This is a genomic window from Variovorax atrisoli, from assembly GCF_014195185.1.
Classification (GTDB): Bacteria; Pseudomonadota; Gammaproteobacteria; order Burkholderiales; family Burkholderiaceae_C; genus Variovorax; species Variovorax atrisoli.
This window is the reverse complement of sequence record NZ_JACIBG010000008.1, coordinates 232,465-249,462: the sequence shown is the minus strand read 5'-3', so window position 1 is coordinate 249,462 and position 16,998 is coordinate 232,465. Positions and strand designations below refer to the sequence as shown.

18 protein-coding genes are annotated in these 16,998 nt (G+C 66.2%); 9 read left to right on the top strand and 9 right to left on the bottom strand.

Annotation, left to right across the window (positions count from 1 at the left end; all coding sequences use genetic code 11):
• Nucleotides 1-32: 32 nt before the first annotated feature.
• The 7 genes from lon to FHY06_RS26370 all read left to right on the top strand — a co-directional run bounded on the left by lon (nt 33) and on the right by FHY06_RS26370 (nt 6,095).
• Nucleotides 33-2,384 carry an endopeptidase La gene (lon, locus tag FHY06_RS26400; RefSeq protein ID WP_184606840.1) on the top strand — a complete coding sequence of 784 codons (2,352 nt, stop codon included), beginning with the start codon at nt 33-35 and terminating at the stop codon, nt 2,382-2,384.
• A gap of 110 nt (nt 2,385-2,494) precedes the next feature.
• Complete coding sequence (locus FHY06_RS26395; RefSeq protein ID WP_184606839.1) at nt 2,495-2,809, top strand: BON domain-containing protein; 315 nt, start codon at nt 2,495-2,497, stop codon at nt 2,807-2,809.
• A gap of 27 nt (nt 2,810-2,836) precedes the next feature.
• Complete coding sequence (locus FHY06_RS26390; protein ID WP_184606838.1) at nt 2,837-3,259, top strand: hypothetical protein; 423 nt, start codon at nt 2,837-2,839, stop codon at nt 3,257-3,259.
• 236 nt (nt 3,260-3,495) lie between these two features.
• Entirely contained in the window at nt 3,496-4,113 is a 618-nt protein-coding gene (locus FHY06_RS26385) for a LexA family protein (protein WP_311733735.1), read from the top strand.
• Between the two features lie 179 nt (nt 4,114-4,292).
• Nucleotides 4,293-4,985, top strand: a complete 693-nt coding sequence (locus FHY06_RS26380; protein ID WP_184606836.1) for a sensor histidine kinase — start codon at nt 4,293-4,295, stop codon at nt 4,983-4,985.
• 90 nt (nt 4,986-5,075) lie between these two features.
• Nucleotides 5,076-5,891 carry a L,D-transpeptidase gene (locus FHY06_RS26375; RefSeq protein ID WP_184606835.1) on the top strand — a complete coding sequence of 272 codons (816 nt, stop codon included), beginning with the start codon at nt 5,076-5,078 and terminating at the stop codon, nt 5,889-5,891.
• 6 nt (nt 5,892-5,897) lie between these two features.
• On the top strand, nt 5,898-6,095 hold the full coding sequence (locus tag FHY06_RS26370; protein ID WP_184606834.1) for a DUF2188 domain-containing protein: 198 nt from the start codon (nt 5,898-5,900) through the stop codon (nt 6,093-6,095).
• Here the strand turns inward: FHY06_RS26370 and FHY06_RS26365 are convergent.
• From FHY06_RS26365 to FHY06_RS26350, 4 genes are read right to left on the bottom strand one after another with little or no spacing between them, the layout of a single operon-like run.
• Nucleotides 6,079-7,194, bottom strand: a complete 1,116-nt coding sequence (locus FHY06_RS26365) for an ABC transporter permease (RefSeq protein WP_409327470.1) — start codon at nt 7,192-7,194, stop codon at nt 6,079-6,081. The two genes, FHY06_RS26370 and FHY06_RS26365, sit on opposite strands and share 17 nt — an antisense overlap.
• A gap of 26 nt (nt 7,195-7,220) precedes the next feature.
• Nucleotides 7,221-10,031 carry a ribosome-associated ATPase/putative transporter RbbA gene (gene rbbA / locus FHY06_RS26360; RefSeq protein ID WP_184606832.1) on the bottom strand — a complete coding sequence of 937 codons (2,811 nt, stop codon included), beginning with the start codon at nt 10,029-10,031 and terminating at the stop codon, nt 7,221-7,223.
• Nucleotides 9,998-11,047, bottom strand: a complete 1,050-nt coding sequence (locus FHY06_RS26355) for an HlyD family secretion protein (protein WP_184606831.1) — start codon at nt 11,045-11,047, stop codon at nt 9,998-10,000. The genes rbbA and FHY06_RS26355 overlap by 34 nt, the downstream gene beginning before the upstream one ends.
• A gap of 14 nt (nt 11,048-11,061) precedes the next feature.
• The gene (locus FHY06_RS26350) at nt 11,062-12,519 is read right to left on the bottom strand and encodes an efflux transporter outer membrane subunit (RefSeq protein WP_184606830.1); all 1,458 of its coding nucleotides are present in this window, start codon (nt 12,517-12,519) and stop codon (nt 11,062-11,064) included.
• A gap of 170 nt (nt 12,520-12,689) precedes the next feature.
• Between FHY06_RS26350 and FHY06_RS26345 the strand changes: the two genes are divergently transcribed.
• Together FHY06_RS26345 and FHY06_RS26340 are read left to right on the top strand one after the other, a co-directional pair.
• Nucleotides 12,690-13,196 carry a CDP-archaeol synthase gene (locus FHY06_RS26345; RefSeq protein WP_221404396.1) on the top strand — a complete coding sequence of 169 codons (507 nt, stop codon included), beginning with the start codon at nt 12,690-12,692 and terminating at the stop codon, nt 13,194-13,196.
• Between the two features lie 106 nt (nt 13,197-13,302).
• Nucleotides 13,303-13,701 carry a hypothetical protein gene (locus tag FHY06_RS26340; RefSeq protein ID WP_184606829.1) on the top strand — a complete coding sequence of 133 codons (399 nt, stop codon included), beginning with the start codon at nt 13,303-13,305 and terminating at the stop codon, nt 13,699-13,701.
• Here FHY06_RS26340 and FHY06_RS26335 read toward each other — a convergent pair.
• The 5 genes from FHY06_RS26335 to FHY06_RS26315 all read right to left on the bottom strand — a co-directional run bounded on the left by FHY06_RS26335 (nt 13,664) and on the right by FHY06_RS26315 (nt 16,960).
• Nucleotides 13,664-14,266 carry a SagB/ThcOx family dehydrogenase gene (locus FHY06_RS26335; RefSeq protein ID WP_184606828.1) on the bottom strand — a complete coding sequence of 201 codons (603 nt, stop codon included), beginning with the start codon at nt 14,264-14,266 and terminating at the stop codon, nt 13,664-13,666. The genes FHY06_RS26340 and FHY06_RS26335 overlap by 38 nt on opposite strands.
• Before the next feature lie 9 nt (nt 14,267-14,275).
• Complete coding sequence (locus tag FHY06_RS26330; protein WP_184606827.1) at nt 14,276-14,524, bottom strand: biotin/lipoyl-containing protein; 249 nt, start codon at nt 14,522-14,524, stop codon at nt 14,276-14,278.
• A 169-nt stretch (nt 14,525-14,693) separates the two neighbouring features.
• The gene (locus FHY06_RS26325; RefSeq protein WP_184606826.1) at nt 14,694-14,954 is read right to left on the bottom strand and encodes a helix-turn-helix domain-containing protein; all 261 of its coding nucleotides are present in this window, start codon (nt 14,952-14,954) and stop codon (nt 14,694-14,696) included.
• Nucleotides 14,951-15,400 (bottom strand): hypothetical protein, encoded by a 450-nt coding sequence (locus tag FHY06_RS26320; RefSeq protein ID WP_184606825.1) that lies wholly within the window; start codon nt 15,398-15,400, stop codon nt 14,951-14,953. Before FHY06_RS26320 ends, FHY06_RS26325 begins: the two co-directional genes overlap by 4 nt.
• 12 nt (nt 15,401-15,412) lie before the next feature.
• A complete protein-coding gene (locus FHY06_RS26315; RefSeq protein WP_184606824.1) occupies nt 15,413-16,960 on the bottom strand; it encodes a thymidine phosphorylase family protein in 1,548 nt (515 codons plus the stop codon).
• Nucleotides 16,961-16,998: the final 38 nt, after the last annotated feature.

Genomic DNA, 16,998 nt, shown 5'->3' with positions numbered 1-16,998 from the left:
TTGAGCTTGCGCCATCCCCGCAGGTGAGTCCCATGGCCCAACCAGCCCCGCCCCTCTCTTCCGTTGCAACCATGCCACCCGATGTGGTGGCATTGATCCCGATGCGCAACCTGGTGCTGTTCCCACAGGTCGTCACGGCCATCAGCGCAGGCAGGGAAAAATCGATCGCCGCGCTGAAGTTCGCGATCGACGGCAAGACGCACATCGGCGTCGTGCTGCAGAAAGACCCCCGCAACGACGATCCGTCGGTCGATGACCTGTGCAGCATCGGAACACTGGCCACTCCGGCTCACTACATGGGAGACGGCGACGACCAGATTCACGCGGTCTGCCATGGCCTCAGGCGCTTTCGCGTCATCGCCGCGGTCGAGGGCCATCCCTATCTCGCGGCCCGGGTCGAGTTCATCGAGGAGGCGCCCGACTCGTCGACGGAATCCGAGGCGCTCGCACTGCAGTTGCGGGAACGTGCGACCGAGCTGCTGTCGCTGTTGCCGAGCGTTCCGGCCGAATTGATTCACGCACTGCAGACGACGCGCGAATCTTCCGCGCTGGCCGACATCACGGCCAGCGTGATCGACGCCGAGACGAACGAGAAGCAGCAGCTGCTGGAGACCCTCGATGCTGCCGAAAGGGTCAGGGCGCTGCTCAAGCTTCTTTCCCACCGGCTGGAGGTGTTGCGGCTTTCAAGAGAGATCGGGGAACGGACGAAGGAACAGCTGGACGATCACCAGCGCAAGTTCCTGTTGCGCCAGCAGCTCAAGACGATCCAGGCCGAGCTTGGCGAAGGCGCCGGCAGCGAGGAGGACTTCGCACGCATCGAACAGGAGATAGCGACGGCCGGGATGCCGGCGGATGTGGACGTCCATGCGCGCAAGGAACTCGCGCGCCTGCGCGGCATGCCCGAGGCGTCGGGCGAATCCTCGATGCTGCGCTCCTACCTCGAGTGGATGACGAACCTGCCCTGGAACACCCCGCTGGCTCCGCCGCTCGACCTCGCGGCTGCGCGCCAGACCCTGGCGGCCGATCATTTCGGTCTCGAACGTGTCAAACGGCGCATCATCGAGTTCCTGGCCATCCGCAAGCTCAATCCCGAAGGCAGGGCGCCGATCCTGTGTTTCGTGGGGCCACCGGGCGTCGGCAAGACGTCGCTGGGACGAAGCATCGCCCGGGCCATCCAGCGGCCTTTTGCACGCGTGTCCCTTGGAGGCATGCACGATGAAGCGGAAATCCGGGGGCACCGCAGGACCTACATCGGCGCAATGCCCGGAGCCATCGTGCAAAGCCTGCGCCGTGCGGGTGCGCGAGACTGCGTGATGATGCTGGACGAGATCGACAAGATCAGCGCCAGTGCGCAGGGCGACCCGTCCGCCGCCCTGCTCGAGGTGCTCGACCCCGAGCAGAACAACAGCTTCCGCGACAACTACCTGGGGGTGCCGTTCGACCTGAGTCGCGTCGTCTTCATTGCCACCGCGAACGTGATCGACCACGTGCCTGCGCCAGTGCGCGACCGGATGGAAGTCATCGAAATCGCGGGCTACACGGAGGAGGAGAAGCTCCAGATCGCGCGCAACTACCTTGTGCGGCGCCAACGCGAGGTCTGCGGTCTGCGCGAGGGGCAATGCGAATTCGACGACCAGGCCCTGCAGACGATCGTCTCGGGATACACACGGGAGGCGGGGGTACGCCAGTTCGAACGCGAGATCGGCCGCATCATGCGGCATGCGGCCGTGAAGGTGGCCGAAGGCAGCAGCCAGAGCGTACGCATCGGTGCAGCCGAGCTGGACGAGATCCTGGGGCCCCGGCCCTTCGAGCGCGAACTGGCCATGGTCAGCAACGTGACGGGCGTCGCCACCGGCCTCGCCTGGACGCCGGCAGGAGGCGAGATCCTGTTCATCGAGGCAACGCGCGTCCCGGGCAGCGGCAAGCTGACCCTCACGGGGCAACTCGGCGATGTCATGAAAGAGAGCGCCCAGGCCGCGCTGACACTCATCAAGGCCCGCGCGGGCGGGCTGGGCATCCCGGCCGCGAAGTTCGACAACATCGACATCCATCTGCACATTCCCGCGGGCGCCATCCCCAAGGATGGTCCGAGTGCCGGCGTCGCGCTCTTCGTCGCACTGGCCTCCTTGTTCACCGGACGGCCGGTGCGTCACGACGTGGCCATGACCGGCGAGATCAGCCTGCGCGGGCTGGTGTTTCCCGTCGGTGGCGTCAAGGAAAAGGTGCTCGCGGCACAGCGCGCAGGCGTGCACACCGTGCTGCTGCCTGCACGGAACCTGGCGGATCTGAGGGATGTTCCCGACAGCGTGCGCATGGCGCTGCGGATCGAGGAAGTGCGCACAGTGGACGACGCGGTGCGCCATGCGCTGACCGGGAACGAGTGAGCAGTCGTAGTGCCCGATTGCCGCCCCGGGGAGCGCGGGTTTGAGCCAGCTCAAGATCCTGGGGCATCCGCATGACTAGGCTGTGCGCACGAACTGTTCAAGGAACCGAAATGACCCAGCCTTCACTCAAGCATCGCCTCGCCGCCACAAGCCTGCTGGTCGCGGCACTCGCTGGTTGCGCGGCGACGCCGACCCGCGAGAGCTCAGGTGAGTACTTCGACGACACCAGCATCACGGCGCGCGTGAAGACCAGCCTGCTCGCCAACAAGGACGTGAGCGCCGCCGAAGTCAACGTCGAGACCTTCAAGGGGCGCGTGCAGCTGAGCGGGTTCGTGAAGACGCCCGACCAGCGACGCAGGGCGGGCGAGATCGCACGCTCGGTCAAGGGCGTCAACGAGGTCGTCAATGACATCCTGATCAGGTGAGGCAGCCAGGCAGCTCGAACGAAGACCATGATTCTGCAACGACATCTTCGCCATGCCATCCGCACGACTGCGGCGCTCGCCGCCGCCGCGCTGCTTGGAACGGCCCTTTCCGCCGCGGAGTCTTCCGTCACGCTTTCCGATGGCGCATATGCAAGCGGCGGGATCGGCAACGAAGAGCAGCAGGCGCTGCAGGATCGCAAGAATTCCTACAACTTGCGACTGACCTTTGCGCAGTCACGCACCGGCGAATATCTGGCGGGGTTGGAGATCATCATCGAAAGACTTGATCGCAGGCGCACGTTCGGCCCGTACCGGGACTGCGGCCCGTTGTTCTACGCACGTCTGGAGCCTGGCCTTTACCGAGTGAGTGCCACGTACGAAGGCGTCGTGCGCACGAAGACCATCCGCATCGGCGCAAAGGGTTTCGAGGAAACGCTTTACTGGCCCTGACTCCCGGCTGACTTGCCCTCTACCCACGTCAAGAATCAAGGCCGCGCAGCACTTGTTGAGGTGGATCAAGGCGCAATGTCGCCGGGGATTCCCAGCGGACTGCGTCCGCAGGATGATCGAAACCAAAGCATGCATTGCAGTGCCGTTTCGGATTCTCGATCGGCTTTTCCAAGAAACAGATAGACAAATCATCCTCACTAGACTTTCTATCTCCGGAGGCGAATAGCCTCTAGACTGTGAGCATTCATCGACTGATCCGGGAAAGACGCCAGCGACTCGGTATGAGCGAGCAGCAATTTGCTGACGCCGTCGGAGTGAGTCGCGGAGCAGTACAGCAATGGGAAAAGCCAGGCGGAACCGCGCCGAAGCGAAGCAACCAGCCCCTTGTCGCCAAGGTCCTTGGCCTGACGGTTGCCGAACTCGTTTCGGGAGTGGCGAACGTGGGTCACGGAGCCGAGATGCGCGCTGAAGTACCCGTGCTGTCCGAAGGTGATGTCGCCAAACTGGTCATGGTCGACAACTTCAAGCCCGACCAACGGTTTGAAACCGTCCCGGTCTCGGTGCCCGTCAAACGCCACACCTATGCGTTGCGCGTGCATGGCGACACCATGGTCAGTGAAACCGGCGACTCGTTCCCGGAGGGATCCCTCGTCGTCGTGGAACCGGAGATGGAATCGTTGCCGGGCGACTACGTCATCGTGCTGAACGAGTCCAATCAGCCGACATTCAAGCAGCTCGTCAGGGACGGGGGAGACCTCTATCTCAAGCCATTGAACTCACGCTACCCGATCAAGCCCTTGGGAAAATCGAAGGTCATCGGGGTGGTGCGCGAATTCACGAAGCGATTTCGCTGATGGTTTCAGCCCGTGGCGCCCTTCCGGCGGCCGGCATACAACTTTTTCTTGATAGTTTTTCCCTCGCAGGATTACATTTCTATCCAGCCCAGGGAGCCCATCTCGAAACTTGTGTTCTTCCGCTGCCGGGAGGCAGGTGACGTGGATGACACGAGCAGTCCGTATCGGAAGGTGGCCCTATGGAACTGCATGCATGCGGTCCGAGCCAGGATCTGGCGACAGGGATCGGCAAGGCACTCAGAGAAATGGCCTCAGGCATGCGAGGCGTGTTGGAGCACCTGCAAACCAACGAGCGACCGGGGTACGACGGACTGGCACTGAGCCTGCGCGGGCTGGTCCATCGAGGAGAGCAACTGGCCCGGCACCTGCAAGCCTATGCGGGCGTCCAGCCGCTTTCCCCAATCCAGCTGGAGACCTTGCCTTTCCTGTGCGACCTGGCGCATGCCCTGCGGCGCGTCGTCGACGAGCGCATCAGCGTATCGGTCGTGGTCGGCCATGACTGCCCGCCCTGCCTCGCGGACCGCGATGCACTGGAAGATGCGCTGATGAACCTGATCGCCAACGCCTGCGAGGCAATGCCGCAGGGCGGGCGGCTGTTGCTCTCTGCAAGAGCGGACACCTCGCCAGACGGGAGGCCCGCAGTGGCGATGTCCGTGTCGGACAACGGCAGGGGCATGCCCCCCGAGTTCGCTCGCCGCGCGGTCGAGCCGTTTGTCACCACCAAGGGCGACCGAGCGCAAGCTGGCATGGGGCTGGCTGCCACTGATGGTTTCGCCAGGCAATCGGGCGGATGCCTGACTCTGTTCTCTCAAGTCGGCTCAGGTGTGACCGCGACCCTGAGCCTGCCGCAATCGCGGCCCGACATGCCCTGATTCCCGCTAGGAACGCACACCGGGAGAGGCAAGAAGCACGCTTGATGTCGATCAAGCCGGCGATGGCGCGTCACCCGCAGACTCCGCCGGATGCTGTCTTCCGTCTCGCGTGCGCTCGTTGCCATGAGCTTGGCCTGGGGTCTCGTGCTGCCGACGAGCGAAGCGCTCGGCGTGGGCCTCGCTCCCGCGCAACTCTCGGAGATCTTCGGCGCCCGCGTCGATCATCGCCTCACCGTGCCTGCCGAGGAAGCCGCGCGATACGCAACCCTCGTGCTCGCTGCCTTGTCGCAGGCCGGGATCGCATCTGACCCTCAGTACGTCGCAGTCGTCGATCGCAACGCCAACGTCCAGGCGATCTTCATCTATTGGCTCGGTTCCGATGCGCCGCCGCTTCTCATCGGCGCCGCCGCGGTGTCGACGGGCCGCGGCGGCGCCCTCGACCATTTCGAGACTCCTCTGGGCGTCTTCGAGCTCACGCCCGCCAATCCCGATTTCCGTGCCGAGGGAACACGCAACAGCCTGGGCATTCGCGGCTATGGGGCAAAGGGCATGCGCGTGTTCGACCTCGGATGGCAGCAAGCCCTGCGCCTGTGGGGCGCGGGCGGCGTCAGCACCATGCGCCTGCAGATGCATGCGACCGACCCCGACGTGCTGGAACCGCGGCTGGGTACTCCACAGTCCAAGGGATGCATCCGGATACCGGCCAGCCTCGACCAGCTTCTCGACCATTTCGGGGTGCTCGACGCGGCCTATCTCTCCGCGGCAGCGCGAGGCGATCACATCCGGGTGCTGCCGGCCGACCAGGAGCCGGTCGAGGGCGCAGGACGCTATGTGGTCATCGTCGACTCCGGACGCCAGAGCCGTCCTGCCTGGTCTCCGGCGCTACAGGCCGCATCCCACCCCTGACCCGATATGCCCTGGACACCGGATCGCTACCCCTCATCGATGCGCGGGCTCCCGCGAACCACGCGGTTGAAGGCGATCGAGATCGCGAACGCGTTGCTGGCCCAAGGGTACGACGACGGCAAGGCCATCCGAATTGGCATCGCCAAGGCGAAGCAGTGGGCCTCGCATGCAGCCCGTCAGCCGACCTTCAGACCAGAAGACTGATCGCCTTGCGAAACCGCGCGAGCGCGGCGCTGAACATCAGGCCGCCGAAGATGACGAGCATCATGAACTGCGGCCAAACCACATCGAGGCCCGCACCGCGGAAAAGGATCGCCTGGCCCGCCAGGACGAAGTGGGTCGTCGGCGCGGCCAGCATCACGTCCTGGACGAGCTGCGGCATGCTCTCGCGCGGCGTGCTTCCGCCGGACAGCATCTCCAGCGGCACCAGGACCAGCACCACCAGCATGCCGAAGCGGGGCATCGACCTGGCCAGCGTCGCCATGAAGATGCCCATGGAGGTCGTTGCAAACAGATGCAGCCCTGTGGCCACCATGAACAGCGCCAGCGACCCTTCGATCGGCACGCGCAGCGCGCCGCGCACGATCAGTGCCAGCGCGACGCCTACCGCGATCATGACCACCAGCCCCATCGACCACACCTTGGCGAGCATGATCTCGGCGGGGGTGACGGGCATGACCAGCAGGTGCTCGATGGTTCCATGCTCGCGCTCACGGATCAGCGCGGCCCCCGTCAGGATGATGGAGAGCATCGTGATGTTGTTGATGAGCTCCGACAGCGATCCGAACCAGGCCTCTTCGAGATTGGGATTGAACCGCATGCGCACCGCAAGCTCGACCTGCGACGGTGCTTCGCCACGAAACCGCTGGACGAACTCCGCAACCTCCGAGCCCACGATCTGCTGGATGTAGGTGCTGCCGGTGAATGCCTGGCTCATCCGCGTCGCGTCCACGTTCAACTGTATGGCCGGCGACCGGCCGGCCAGCACATCGGCCTGGAAGCCAGGAGGAATGTCCAGGGCGAAGGTTTGCCGGCCATCGTCCAGGACCGCATCGATCTCGCCCAGCGAAATCGGCATCGGCGTCTTGAAGTGCGGTGGATAGAAGGCCGAGACGATGCGCGCGGAGAGCGGGGACGCATCCTCGTCCACAATGGCGATCGCCGCGTGATGCAGGCTTTCCGGCGTCGCCGTGGCTGCGATGTAGATTGCCGCGGTGAAGGAGTACGCGATCAGGACCATCATCGTGGGATCGCGCAGCAGGCTCCAGAGCTCCTTCACGCCCAGGTGCAGGACATGCGTCATCGAAGGCAACCTCATGGTCCGCGCCCCTATGCCTGCTGCTTCCTGAGCAGCGCGATCGAGAGCCCGAGGATCACCGGCACCGCCGCCAGCATCGCCAGGAACTGCGGCACCAGATCGGGCAGCGACAGCGCCTTGCCGAAGACCCCTCGGCTGATCGTAAGAAAGTGGGCCGCCGGATAGATCCGGCCCACGAACGCTCCTGCGCCCTCCAGGGACGAGACCGGATCGAGCAGTCCCGCGAACTTGATGCAGGGAACGATGGTGCCGATCAGCGTCACGAAGATCGCCGCGATCTGCGTTCGCGTGAACGTGGAGCACAGCAGGCCGTAACCGGTGGAGAAGGTCGTGAACACGAGTGCGCCGAGCGCGAGCGTGGGCAGGCTTCCCTTGATCGGAACGCCCATCAGGGTGGTCGCGAGCGCCGACATCGTCAGGAAATTGAGCATCGCCAGAACGACGTAGGGCAGTTGCTTGCCCAACAGGAACTCCGCGCGGGTGACCGGCGTGACGTAGAGATTGACGATGGATCCCAGTTCCTTCTCCCGCACCACGGAGAGCGCCGCGAGCATCGCGGGAATCATCATCAGCAGCAGCGGGATCACCGCGGGAACCATCGCCGGCAGGCTGCGCACGTCGGGGTTGTAGCGGAACCGGATCTCGACCGCGCTCGGTGCGCCCGCCTGCATGCCCGAGCGCTGCCGAACCATGGCGCCGACCCATGCCTGGTGCATGGCCTGCACGTACCCGCGCACGGTTTCCGCGCGTGCGGGCATGGCACCGTCGACCCAGGCACCGATCTGCGCCGGCGCGGCGCGCTGCACATCGCGGGCGAAGCCCGGCGGGATCTCGATGGCCAGCGCCAGTTCGCCGCTTCGCATGCGCCGATCCAGCTGCGCATAGTCCGCGATCGGGGGCTTCTCCACGAAGTACCGCGAGCCCGACAGTTCGAGCGCATAGCTGCGGCTGAGCTGGCTCTGGTCGCGATCGAGCACCGCGTAGCTGAGGTTCTCGACGTCCAGGCTGATGCCGTAACCGATGATGAACATCAGGATCACGGTGCCAAGCAGCGCAAGCGTGGCACGCACCGGATCGCGCTGCAGTTCCAGTGCTTCGCGCCGGGTGAAGCTCCACGCACGAGCGAAGCTGAACCAGCGGGCCGTCCGCATGTGGACCCGCCCTGCCCCGTCGATCGGCAGGACGCTCGCCGGCTTCACCGCCACGGGCTCGCCGCTGCCCTGAGCCTGCTGCAGCTGGGCGACGAATGCTTCCTCCAAGGTCGTCTTGCCGCTGCGCTCGACGAGCATCGCCGGACGATCGGTCACCAGCACGCGCCCGGCGTGCATCAGCGAGATGCGGTCGCATCTCGCTGCCTCGTTCATGAAGTGGGTGGAGATGAAGATCGTGACGCCATCCCTGCGCGCCAGGTCGATCATCAGACGCCAGAACATGTCCCGCGCGACGGGATCGACCCCCGAGGTCGGTTCATCGAGGATCAGCATCTCAGGGCTGTGCACCATCGCGACGGCCAGCGACAGGCGCTGGCGCATGCCCAACGGCAGACTGTCCGGCAGGCGGTCGAGCACGTCGTCCAGTCCGAACCTTTGGGCCATCTCGGCCAAGCGCGAGGGGATGCGCTCAGCCGGCACAGTGAACAGCCGCGCGTGCAGCACGATGTTCTGGCGCACGGTGAGTTCCCCGTACAGCGAGAACGATTGCGACATGTACCCCACCCGCCGCCGCGCGTCGGGGTCGTGGGCCGACACCGGCCGTCCGAAAAGCATCGCCTCGCCTTCGCTGGCGGGCAGCAGTCCCGTCAGCATCTTCATCGTGGTCGTCTTGCCGCAGCCGTTCGAGCCGAGGAAACCGAAGATCTCCCCGCGCTGGATACGGAAGTCGACGTGGTCGACCGCCACGAACTCGCCGAAGCGCATGGTGAGATTCCTCGCCTCGATGGCGACCTCCCCACCGCTTGCCGCGGGCAGATCGGCCATCGGCAGATCGCCGGCCTGTCCGCGCTTTCCCTGCGGCAACAGGCCGATGAAGGCCTGTTCGAGAGATGTCGCGCCGGTGCGTGCACGAAGCTCCGCGGGAGTGCCGGTGGCCAGCACCGCGCCGGCATCCATGGCGACAAGCCAGTCGAAGCGGTCCGCCTCCTCCATGTAGGCTGTCGCGACAATCACGCTCAGCGGCCGGCCGATGGCGCTGCGCTCGCTTCGGATGCCGGCGATGAGCGCCCAGAACTGCCCGCGTGACAAGGGGTCGACGCCCGTGGTGGGTTCGTCGAGGATCAGAAGGTCGGGGTCGTGGATGAGCGCGCAGCACAGGCCGAGCTTCTGCTTCATGCCCCCTGACAACTGCCCCACGGGGCGCGTCATGAACGGACTCAGGCCCATGGTTGCGGTCAGCGCATCGATGCGCGCTCGACGCTCCGCCGCTCCCTGACCGAACAGGCGCCCGAAGAACTGCAGGTTTTCCTCTATCGAGAGGGTGGCATAGAGGTTCCTGCCCAGGCCCTGCGGCATGTACGCGATGCGCGGACACACACGCCTTCGGTGCAGTGTCTGGGCCATGTCGCCGCCAAGCACGTGCACGTGACCCTGCCCCAGCGCCTGTGCACCGGCCAGCAGCGCGAGCAGGCTGGATTTGCCGACGCCGTCCGGCCCGATAAGCCCGACCATCCGCTGCGCCGGCAGTACCAGGTTGATGCCGTCGAGCGCCGTCGTGCGGCCGCGCCGGAGCACGACCTGCTCCAGGCGGGCGACCTCGGGCAGCACCGGCGCCGTGCCGCTGTCGGCGGAGCTTCTCACGGGAGCTTCAGCGCCAGTTGACCGGGCCATTCGGCCTTCGGATCCAGCTTCACCCAGGCGACGCCGGGAAGCCCGGTCTTCACGTGGGCGATGTGCTTGCGCAGCAGTTCCCGGTCGACGCGCGCCTTGACCCTGAACATGAGCTTCTGCCGTTCGCTCGCCGTTTCCACGGTCTTGGGCGTGAACTGGGCGGTGCTTGCCACGAAAGAGATGCGTGCCGGAAAGACGTAGCCGGGGGCGGCATCGAGCACGATGTGGACTTCGGCGTCCTGCGCAAGGCGCCCTGCCACCACCTCCGGCACGAAGAAGGTCATGTACACGTCCGAGAGGTCCACCAGGCTGAGCACCTTGCCGCCCGGACCGAGCACTTCGCCCGGCTGGGCGATGCGGTACTGGACCCGTCCGTCCCTTGGGGCGACCAGCACGTTGTCGTCGATCTCGGCCTCGATCCGGGCCACGGTGGCCTCCGCGGCCGAGACCATCGACCGTGCGGCAGCGACCTGCGCGCGGGCGGCCAGCACGCCGGCCCGAGCGGCCTGGACCTGCGCACGTGTTGCCGACAGCGCAGCCTGCGCGCCCAGCACCCTGGCGCGATCGTCATCCACCTCCTGGCCGGAGGCGGCGCCCTCGCGCACCAGCGTCTCGGAACGCCTGAGGCGGCGCCTCGCAGCGTCGACCTCGCTTTCGCGCTGCGCCACCAGGGCAATGGCCGCATCGCGCTCATACTCTCGCACATTGACCAGCGCCTCGGCGCTGCCGACACCGACTTTGGCCTCTGCCTGCCGTGCGTGCGCCTCGTCTCGCTGCGCCTCCAGCGTCTGGACCTGCATGTGCACAAGAACCTGGCCCGCGGTGACCAGATCGCCCTCGTCGACCTGGATGTCTCGCACGCGTCCGCCAAGTTTGCTCGCGATGTCGAACTCGGTGGCCTCGATCCGGCCATTGCCGCTGACGAATCCGTCACCCGGTCCGCTTCGATGCAGGCGCGTCCAGAAATACAGGACGCCCAACGCCACCGCGGCGACGATGGCGAGCAGCACCAGCATGCGCCCGCCGGCCTTCACGGCACCTCCGGCACGGCAGGAAGCGAAAGCGATCCGCCGCCGAGTGCGGCATAGAGGCCGACCCGGCTGGCCATTGCCAGCCTGCGCACCTGGACCAGTTGCTGGCTCGCGGACATCAAGTCGCGCTGCGCATCCAGCACCTCGAGGTAGGCGGCGGCGCCGTTGTCATAGCGCAGTTGCGCCAGGCGCGCACGCTCGGTCTGCACGGCCAGGGCCCCCTGCGCGATGGCGGCCTGCTCGTCGGCCCAGCGGCGCGCCGAGAAGGCATCCGCGACGTCGCGGAAGGCGCCCTGCACCGTTTTCTCGTAGTTCGCGACGGCCTGCTGCCGACGCGCTTGTGCCAGGTCCACATTGGCTTGGCGACGCCCGGCGTCGAACAGTGGCAGCGACAGGGCCGAGGAGACAGCCCACGCCGTGCTGCCCGCCGCGACGAGCCGCTCGAGCGCCGAACTGGCAGAGCCCGCCGAGGCCGTGAGAACGATGCGCGGAAAGAACTCGGCACGCGCGGCGCTGACGCTGGCGTTCTCGGCGCGCAACTGATGCTCCGCCGCCACGATGTCCGGACGTGCGACAAGCAGGTCCGATGAAAGCCCCGGCCCCGGTTCGGCGACCCATTCCCCCTGCGCGGGCCATCCCGTCGTTGGCGCCAGATCCACCGGCGCGCCGACCAGCAGCGTGAGCGCGTGGGCCTCGGCCGCACGAGACTGCTCCAGCTGCGCGCCGAGCGCACGTGCCTGCATCAACAGCGTCTCGACCTGAGTCACGTTCAACCGCGAGGTGGCGCCCTCCTCCATCCGCCGCGTGAAGATGCGCAGGCTCAGTGCCCGGCTGTCGGTGAACCTGTGCGCCAGCGCCAGACGCTCGTCGGCTTCGCGCAAGCGCAGGTAGCCATTGGCGACCTCGCTCACCAGATTGAGCGTGATTGCGCGCCGCCCGGCCTCCGAGGCGAGGTATGTTTCCAATGCCGCGTCCTGCAGGCCGCGCAGCCGTCCCCAGAGATCCACTTCCCAACTGGCCACGCCGATTCCGAGGTCGAACTGGCTGCCCGTGAGCGGAAGCCCGGTGAGGTTGAGGTCGCCCGGCACTCGCGCCCTGTCTGCCTGTGCCGAGAGGGCAATGACAGGAAGGCGCTCGGCGCGCCGTGCCGCGAATATCGCCCGTGCCTGCGCGGCGCGATACGCAGCGATGCGCAGATCCCTGTTCTGGTCGAGCGCCAATGCGATCAGCTGGCGCAGCGCCGGATCCGTGAAGTAGGCACTCCATGCAAGACGTGAAGCGTCCTCCCCCTGCCGCATTTCCTGTCGCAGTTCCTGCCGTGGGAAGAGTTCGGCCACCTCCGGCACTGGCACCGGCCGATCGAGGCCCGGCTGCCACGCGCAGCCCGCGAACGTCCACGCTAGGCCCACAAGAGCCGCAGCCCGTCTGACGCGATGCAATCCCCGTTCGCTTTCCATCCGTCAATGGTCATGGGCCGGCTTCGCCGCTCCATTGATCCAACGCAAGGCCTCTGGCTCGCGCACGGCGGACCGCGGCCGACGCCGCATCTGGCGGCTTGCGCCGAATCAAGGCCGCACACGGGTCCCGCGCTAATGTCCGTACATCTCGTCTTCCATCGGGATCCAGGGTGAACGGTACCGCCATGCATGCGTTCTGGCTCGGCCTGAAACTGCTCCTGCTGCTCGCAGTCGCCAACAACGCGCCTATCGCGACCAAACGGCTGCTTGGCGAGCGCTGGGCTTTCCCCTTGGACGGCGGCATCAGATTGCGCGACGGCCAGCCGCTGCTGGGCAAGTCGAAAACGGTGCGTGGCGTGGTTGCCGCCGTCGTGGCCTGCATGCTGTGCGCCCCGCTCCTCGGCTTGCCTGCCACGGTCGCAGCCCTGCTCGGCGCGGTGGCCATGGCCGGCGATGCGTTTTCCAGCTTCCTCAAGCGGCGTCTGGCCATCGAGCCGAGCGGACGGGCACTGGGGATCGACCAGATTCCAGAATCCCTGCTGCCGCTGCTGGCGGTCCAGGGCCTTCTGCAGCTGTCGCTCCTGCAGATCGTCGCGATCACCGCGGCCTTCGTGCTGCTCGAGGTCCCGCTGGCACGGCTGGCCCATCGCATCGGTTTCCGCGACCGCCCTTACTGATCGCCAGCGGGACCGCACGAGGCCTTCTCGACGCTTGCGCTGCATCAAGGCTTCGCTCCGACGGTACGCCATGCTGGGGCTCCGACCAACTCCGCAGGAGCAAGTCATGTCGATCTACCGATGGAGCATGGGCATTCTTGTCGGCGGCACGGTCCTGGCCGCCGGTGCCGCGGCGCAGTCACGAGGCGAGCAGCTCTACGCCACCCGTTGTGCCGCTTGCCACACGACACAAGTGCATTGGCGTGACCGCAGGGTAGCCACTGACTGGAACAGCCTGCGGGCACAGGTGATGCGCTGGCAGGCCATGGGAAGGCTGGACTGGAGCCCGGAAGACATCGATGCGGTGACTCGCTACCTCAACGAAAGCTTCTACGGCTTCAGGTCGCCCTCCGGCCCTCCCGTTGCGGGACGTACGACGGCAGGATTCGTCCCCGCCGCAGCCGCATGCCAGGACCACGCAGTCAGGTTCAGGGCTTCGGATAGCCCACCGTCTGCGCAAGAGTGATGCGCTGGGCCTGCCGCAGTCCCAAAGCCTGTGCGAGCGCGCGCCGGTCGATGGATGCACGTACGACCGTTGCCAGTCCCGCCGACGCGCAATGCAGATACACGTTCTGTGCAATGAACGCTGAATCGGCCCCCGCCAGAAACGGGCGATCGCCTGCATCGGCCTCGGTCATGCGGTCGAAATCGGCGACATAGACCAGGTTGACCGGCGCGATCGCAACGAAGTCCTGCAAGCCCGTGAGCGCACGCAGATCGGCACGCTTCACCAGGAAGAGGCAATGCTTGCGCGGCTCGTAGCGATACGCCGCGTCGGCCAGGACCACGTAGACCTCGGTCTCCTTCCAGTCGTGGGCGGAAGGTGCGGTGCGGCCGCCCTGCTGCTCGCGGTTGACGCCGCAGGCCGCCCACAGCAAGGCCGACAGGGCCTCCAGAGAAAATGTATCGGGTACGAACTCCCGCGTGCTGCGGCGCCTCTTGAGGGCTTGGTCAAGCGCCATCGACGTGGGAATCGGCATGGGCAACTGCAGCATCGAATCGCCCGCCGCCTCGATGAGGATGGGGTCCATGGCCGGCGGTCAGAAGTCGACGACCCGCGCCAGCACGTCGCCGCGCCCGAACGAGTCACCGCCGGCGACGCATATCTGCTCGAGCACGCCGTCGTGCGGTGCCTCGATGTCCACGTTCTGCTGAATCAGCATGGCCCGGCCAAGAACCTGCCCGGCATGGACACGATCGCCTTCGCACGCGAGCCATTCCTCGACGAAGGCGGCGTCCCCGGCCTCCATCGATTCCCAGCGGGCGGGATCCAGGATGATTTCACTCATGGCTGATGCTCTCTGTTGACGGCTGCAGGGTCTTAGCATCGGCCAATGCCGCGGTGTCTTCCTTGACATGGCGCAAACTGCGCCCGCGTGAAGGCACATCGCTCGCGCGCATGCACGAGCCGATCGATGCAAGACACCGAGCCCGAACTCGCGCGGAGATCCGGGAGAGTCAGTCGTGCAAACGCCGCGCGCGGGAACCCTGTCGTTGCGTCGGGGGGGCGGTCAATGCAAGCACAGCCATGAATTCACCCATCGACACTTCAAGCACGCCTGCAATCCTTCGCTGCTCATCGCGCCCGGGCACCAGGCCCCCGGGGCTCTCCCATGCCTGCACCGTCTCTTTCGTCACGCCGAGTGCCTGCGCGAAATGCTGCCTGTCGAGGCCAAGTTCCTCCCGCCTGGAACGGATGAAGGCATGAATGGAAGTCAAGGAGTCACACCGCGCGCCCGCAGCACCCGTTCGAGCCAATGCACGCCGGCACCTGCAAGTCCATCGATCAGCAGGGGCACGTCGGCGAACACACCGAACGAAGAGAATTCGCATTCGATCTGGCAACCTCGCAGGATCTGCAGTCGTCCGGCAGGCCGGCCGCCCGGCCCGGTGTCGGCCAGCATGAAGCGAAAGTCCCATGCTTCGGCGGCCAGCCGCTTCGCCAATGCGTCGAGCCTTGCAAGATTCGCACTGTCTGGACGCAGTGCTTGGTCACCAGGGAACTTCATCCCTGGACCATAGCGTTCAAACGCGCGCACTGCGACGATAGATTTCTTCTTCGCAGATAGGCCGGCTATCCGGCCAGATGGAGCCAGACGGTGGTACTTGCCATCGTTCTCGGCCGACTCGGCATTGGGCAAACCGAGAACGAAACCGGCGCGCAAGCCGGTCGGCGATCACAGTCCCTGCGCCGACGGCGGCAGCGTCGCGCTCGGCATCTCGATGCCGGCCTTCACGCAAACGATGGGCAGCTGCGATCGCACGAAACTCAGCGCGTACTGAAGCTCGCCACGACTTTCGGCATGCAGTGTCAAGACCGGCGCCCCGCGGGCAACCCGTTCGCCCACGCGCACATGCACCGAGGCGCCCGCAGCCGAATCGCGCGGCGCACCCGCCAGCTTTGCCGTGCGCGCGACGAGTCTCGTGTCGATCGCCGAGACCACGCCATCCACCGGCGCGCACACGTCGTGCGTGAAGGCCGCCTTGGGTGGAACGCGCAAGCCGCCCTGCGCTTCGCAGATCGAGATGAACTTGGCAAGCGCCCGGCCGTCGTCCAGCACCTCGGATGCCCGGGACTTGCCCGTGCCCGGTGCGGCCTTGTCGGCCATCTCGAGGAGCTGGCCAGCCAGTTCAAGCGCGCGCTCGCGCAGGTCCAGCGGCGCATTGGAGGCACGTTCGAGAACCGCCATGACGTCCATGGCCTCCAGCGCCGGCCCCACGCCCCTTCCGACGGGCTGGCTGCCGTCGGTGAAGGCAGTGCGCACCTGCATCCCCAGGCCGGCTCCCACGGATATCAGACTGCGCGAGAGATGTTCGGCAGCTGCGGCGCTGCGCATCTTCGTCTGCGCGCCGACCGGGATGTCGATCAGCACGCGCTGCGAACCCATCGCCGCCTTCTTGGAGAGGATCGAAGCCACCATGAGGCCTTCGCTGTCGATGCTCAGCGGCCTCTCCACGCGAATCAGCATGTCGTCCGCAGGACTGACGCGCATCGCATTGCCCCACGCGATGCAGCCATCCTCGCGCTCGACGACACGACGCATCGCCGCGAGGCTCAGGTCGACCGGTGCGAGGGTCTCCATCACGTCCGCCGTGCCGGCCGCGGAGGTGATCGCGCGAGACGAAGTCTTCGGCATCACCACGCCGCAGGACGCGACGATCGGAACGATGATCAGGGTGGTCCGGTTACCCGGCAGGCCACCGATGCAATGCTTGTCCATCACGGGCGCGGTGCCCCAGTCGACACGCTCGCCCACATCCACCATCGCCCGTGTCAGCGCCATGGTCTCGGCCAAGTCGAGGCCTTCGCCCGCGCACAGGGTCACAAACGAGGCCAGATGGATGTCCGGGACGCGCCCGCGGCTCACGTCTTCCATCAATGCGCGCAGGGCAGCGTAGTCCAGCCGCTCGCCATGGAGTTTGGCGCGCAGGTGGCCTAGCGACTCCAGCGGGGGTGGATGCCGAACCGCCAGCTCATCACCCTCCTTTGCGCCCAGCAGAAGCCACGCCGCTTCCGAAAGCGCGACCTCGTCATTCCTGAGCCAGTCGCTGCTCACCTGATGCAGGATGGCCAGCAGATGCCTGCGGCTGGACACGACCTCGACTTGAGCCTGCGACTGGAATCCTTCCGCGCGGCACGCGTCGCAATCGCTGCGCATGTAGACGACGGGCTGCTGGTAGGTGTCGATCCCGGCGCGGCGCGCCAGCAGACGGTTGGGTGACATGAAGCTTCCGCCTTCCTGACGCGTACGGTCCGGAGCGT

Coding starts and splice junctions, on each gene's coding strand:
- lon (WP_184606840.1), top strand. CDS start 33: ATGGCCCAACCAGCCCCGCCCCTCTCTTCCGTTGCAACCATGCCACCC.
- FHY06_RS26395 (WP_184606839.1), top strand. CDS start 2,495: ATGACCCAGCCTTCACTCAAGCATCGCCTCGCCGCCACAAGCCTGCTG.
- FHY06_RS26390 (WP_184606838.1), top strand. CDS start 2,837: ATGATTCTGCAACGACATCTTCGCCATGCCATCCGCACGACTGCGGCG.
- FHY06_RS26380 (WP_184606836.1), top strand. CDS start 4,293: ATGGAACTGCATGCATGCGGTCCGAGCCAGGATCTGGCGACAGGGATC.
- FHY06_RS26375 (WP_184606835.1), top strand. CDS start 5,076: ATGCTGTCTTCCGTCTCGCGTGCGCTCGTTGCCATGAGCTTGGCCTGG.
- FHY06_RS26370 (WP_184606834.1), top strand. CDS start 5,898: ATGCCCTGGACACCGGATCGCTACCCCTCATCGATGCGCGGGCTCCCG.
- FHY06_RS26365 (WP_409327470.1), bottom strand. CDS start 7,194: ATGACGCATGTCCTGCACCTGGGCGTGAAGGAGCTCTGGAGCCTGCTG.
- rbbA (WP_184606832.1), bottom strand. CDS start 10,031: ATGGCCCGGTCAACTGGCGCTGAAGCTCCCGTGAGAAGCTCCGCCGAC.
- FHY06_RS26355 (WP_184606831.1), bottom strand. CDS start 11,047: ATGCTGGTGCTGCTCGCCATCGTCGCCGCGGTGGCGTTGGGCGTCCTG.
- FHY06_RS26350 (WP_184606830.1), bottom strand. CDS start 12,519: ATGGAAAGCGAACGGGGATTGCATCGCGTCAGACGGGCTGCGGCTCTT.
- FHY06_RS26340 (WP_184606829.1), top strand. CDS start 13,303: ATGTCGATCTACCGATGGAGCATGGGCATTCTTGTCGGCGGCACGGTC.
- FHY06_RS26335 (WP_184606828.1), bottom strand. CDS start 14,266: ATGGACCCCATCCTCATCGAGGCGGCGGGCGATTCGATGCTGCAGTTG.
- FHY06_RS26330 (WP_184606827.1), bottom strand. CDS start 14,524: ATGAGTGAAATCATCCTGGATCCCGCCCGCTGGGAATCGATGGAGGCC.
- FHY06_RS26315 (WP_184606824.1), bottom strand. CDS start 16,960: ATGTCACCCAACCGTCTGCTGGCGCGCCGCGCCGGGATCGACACCTAC.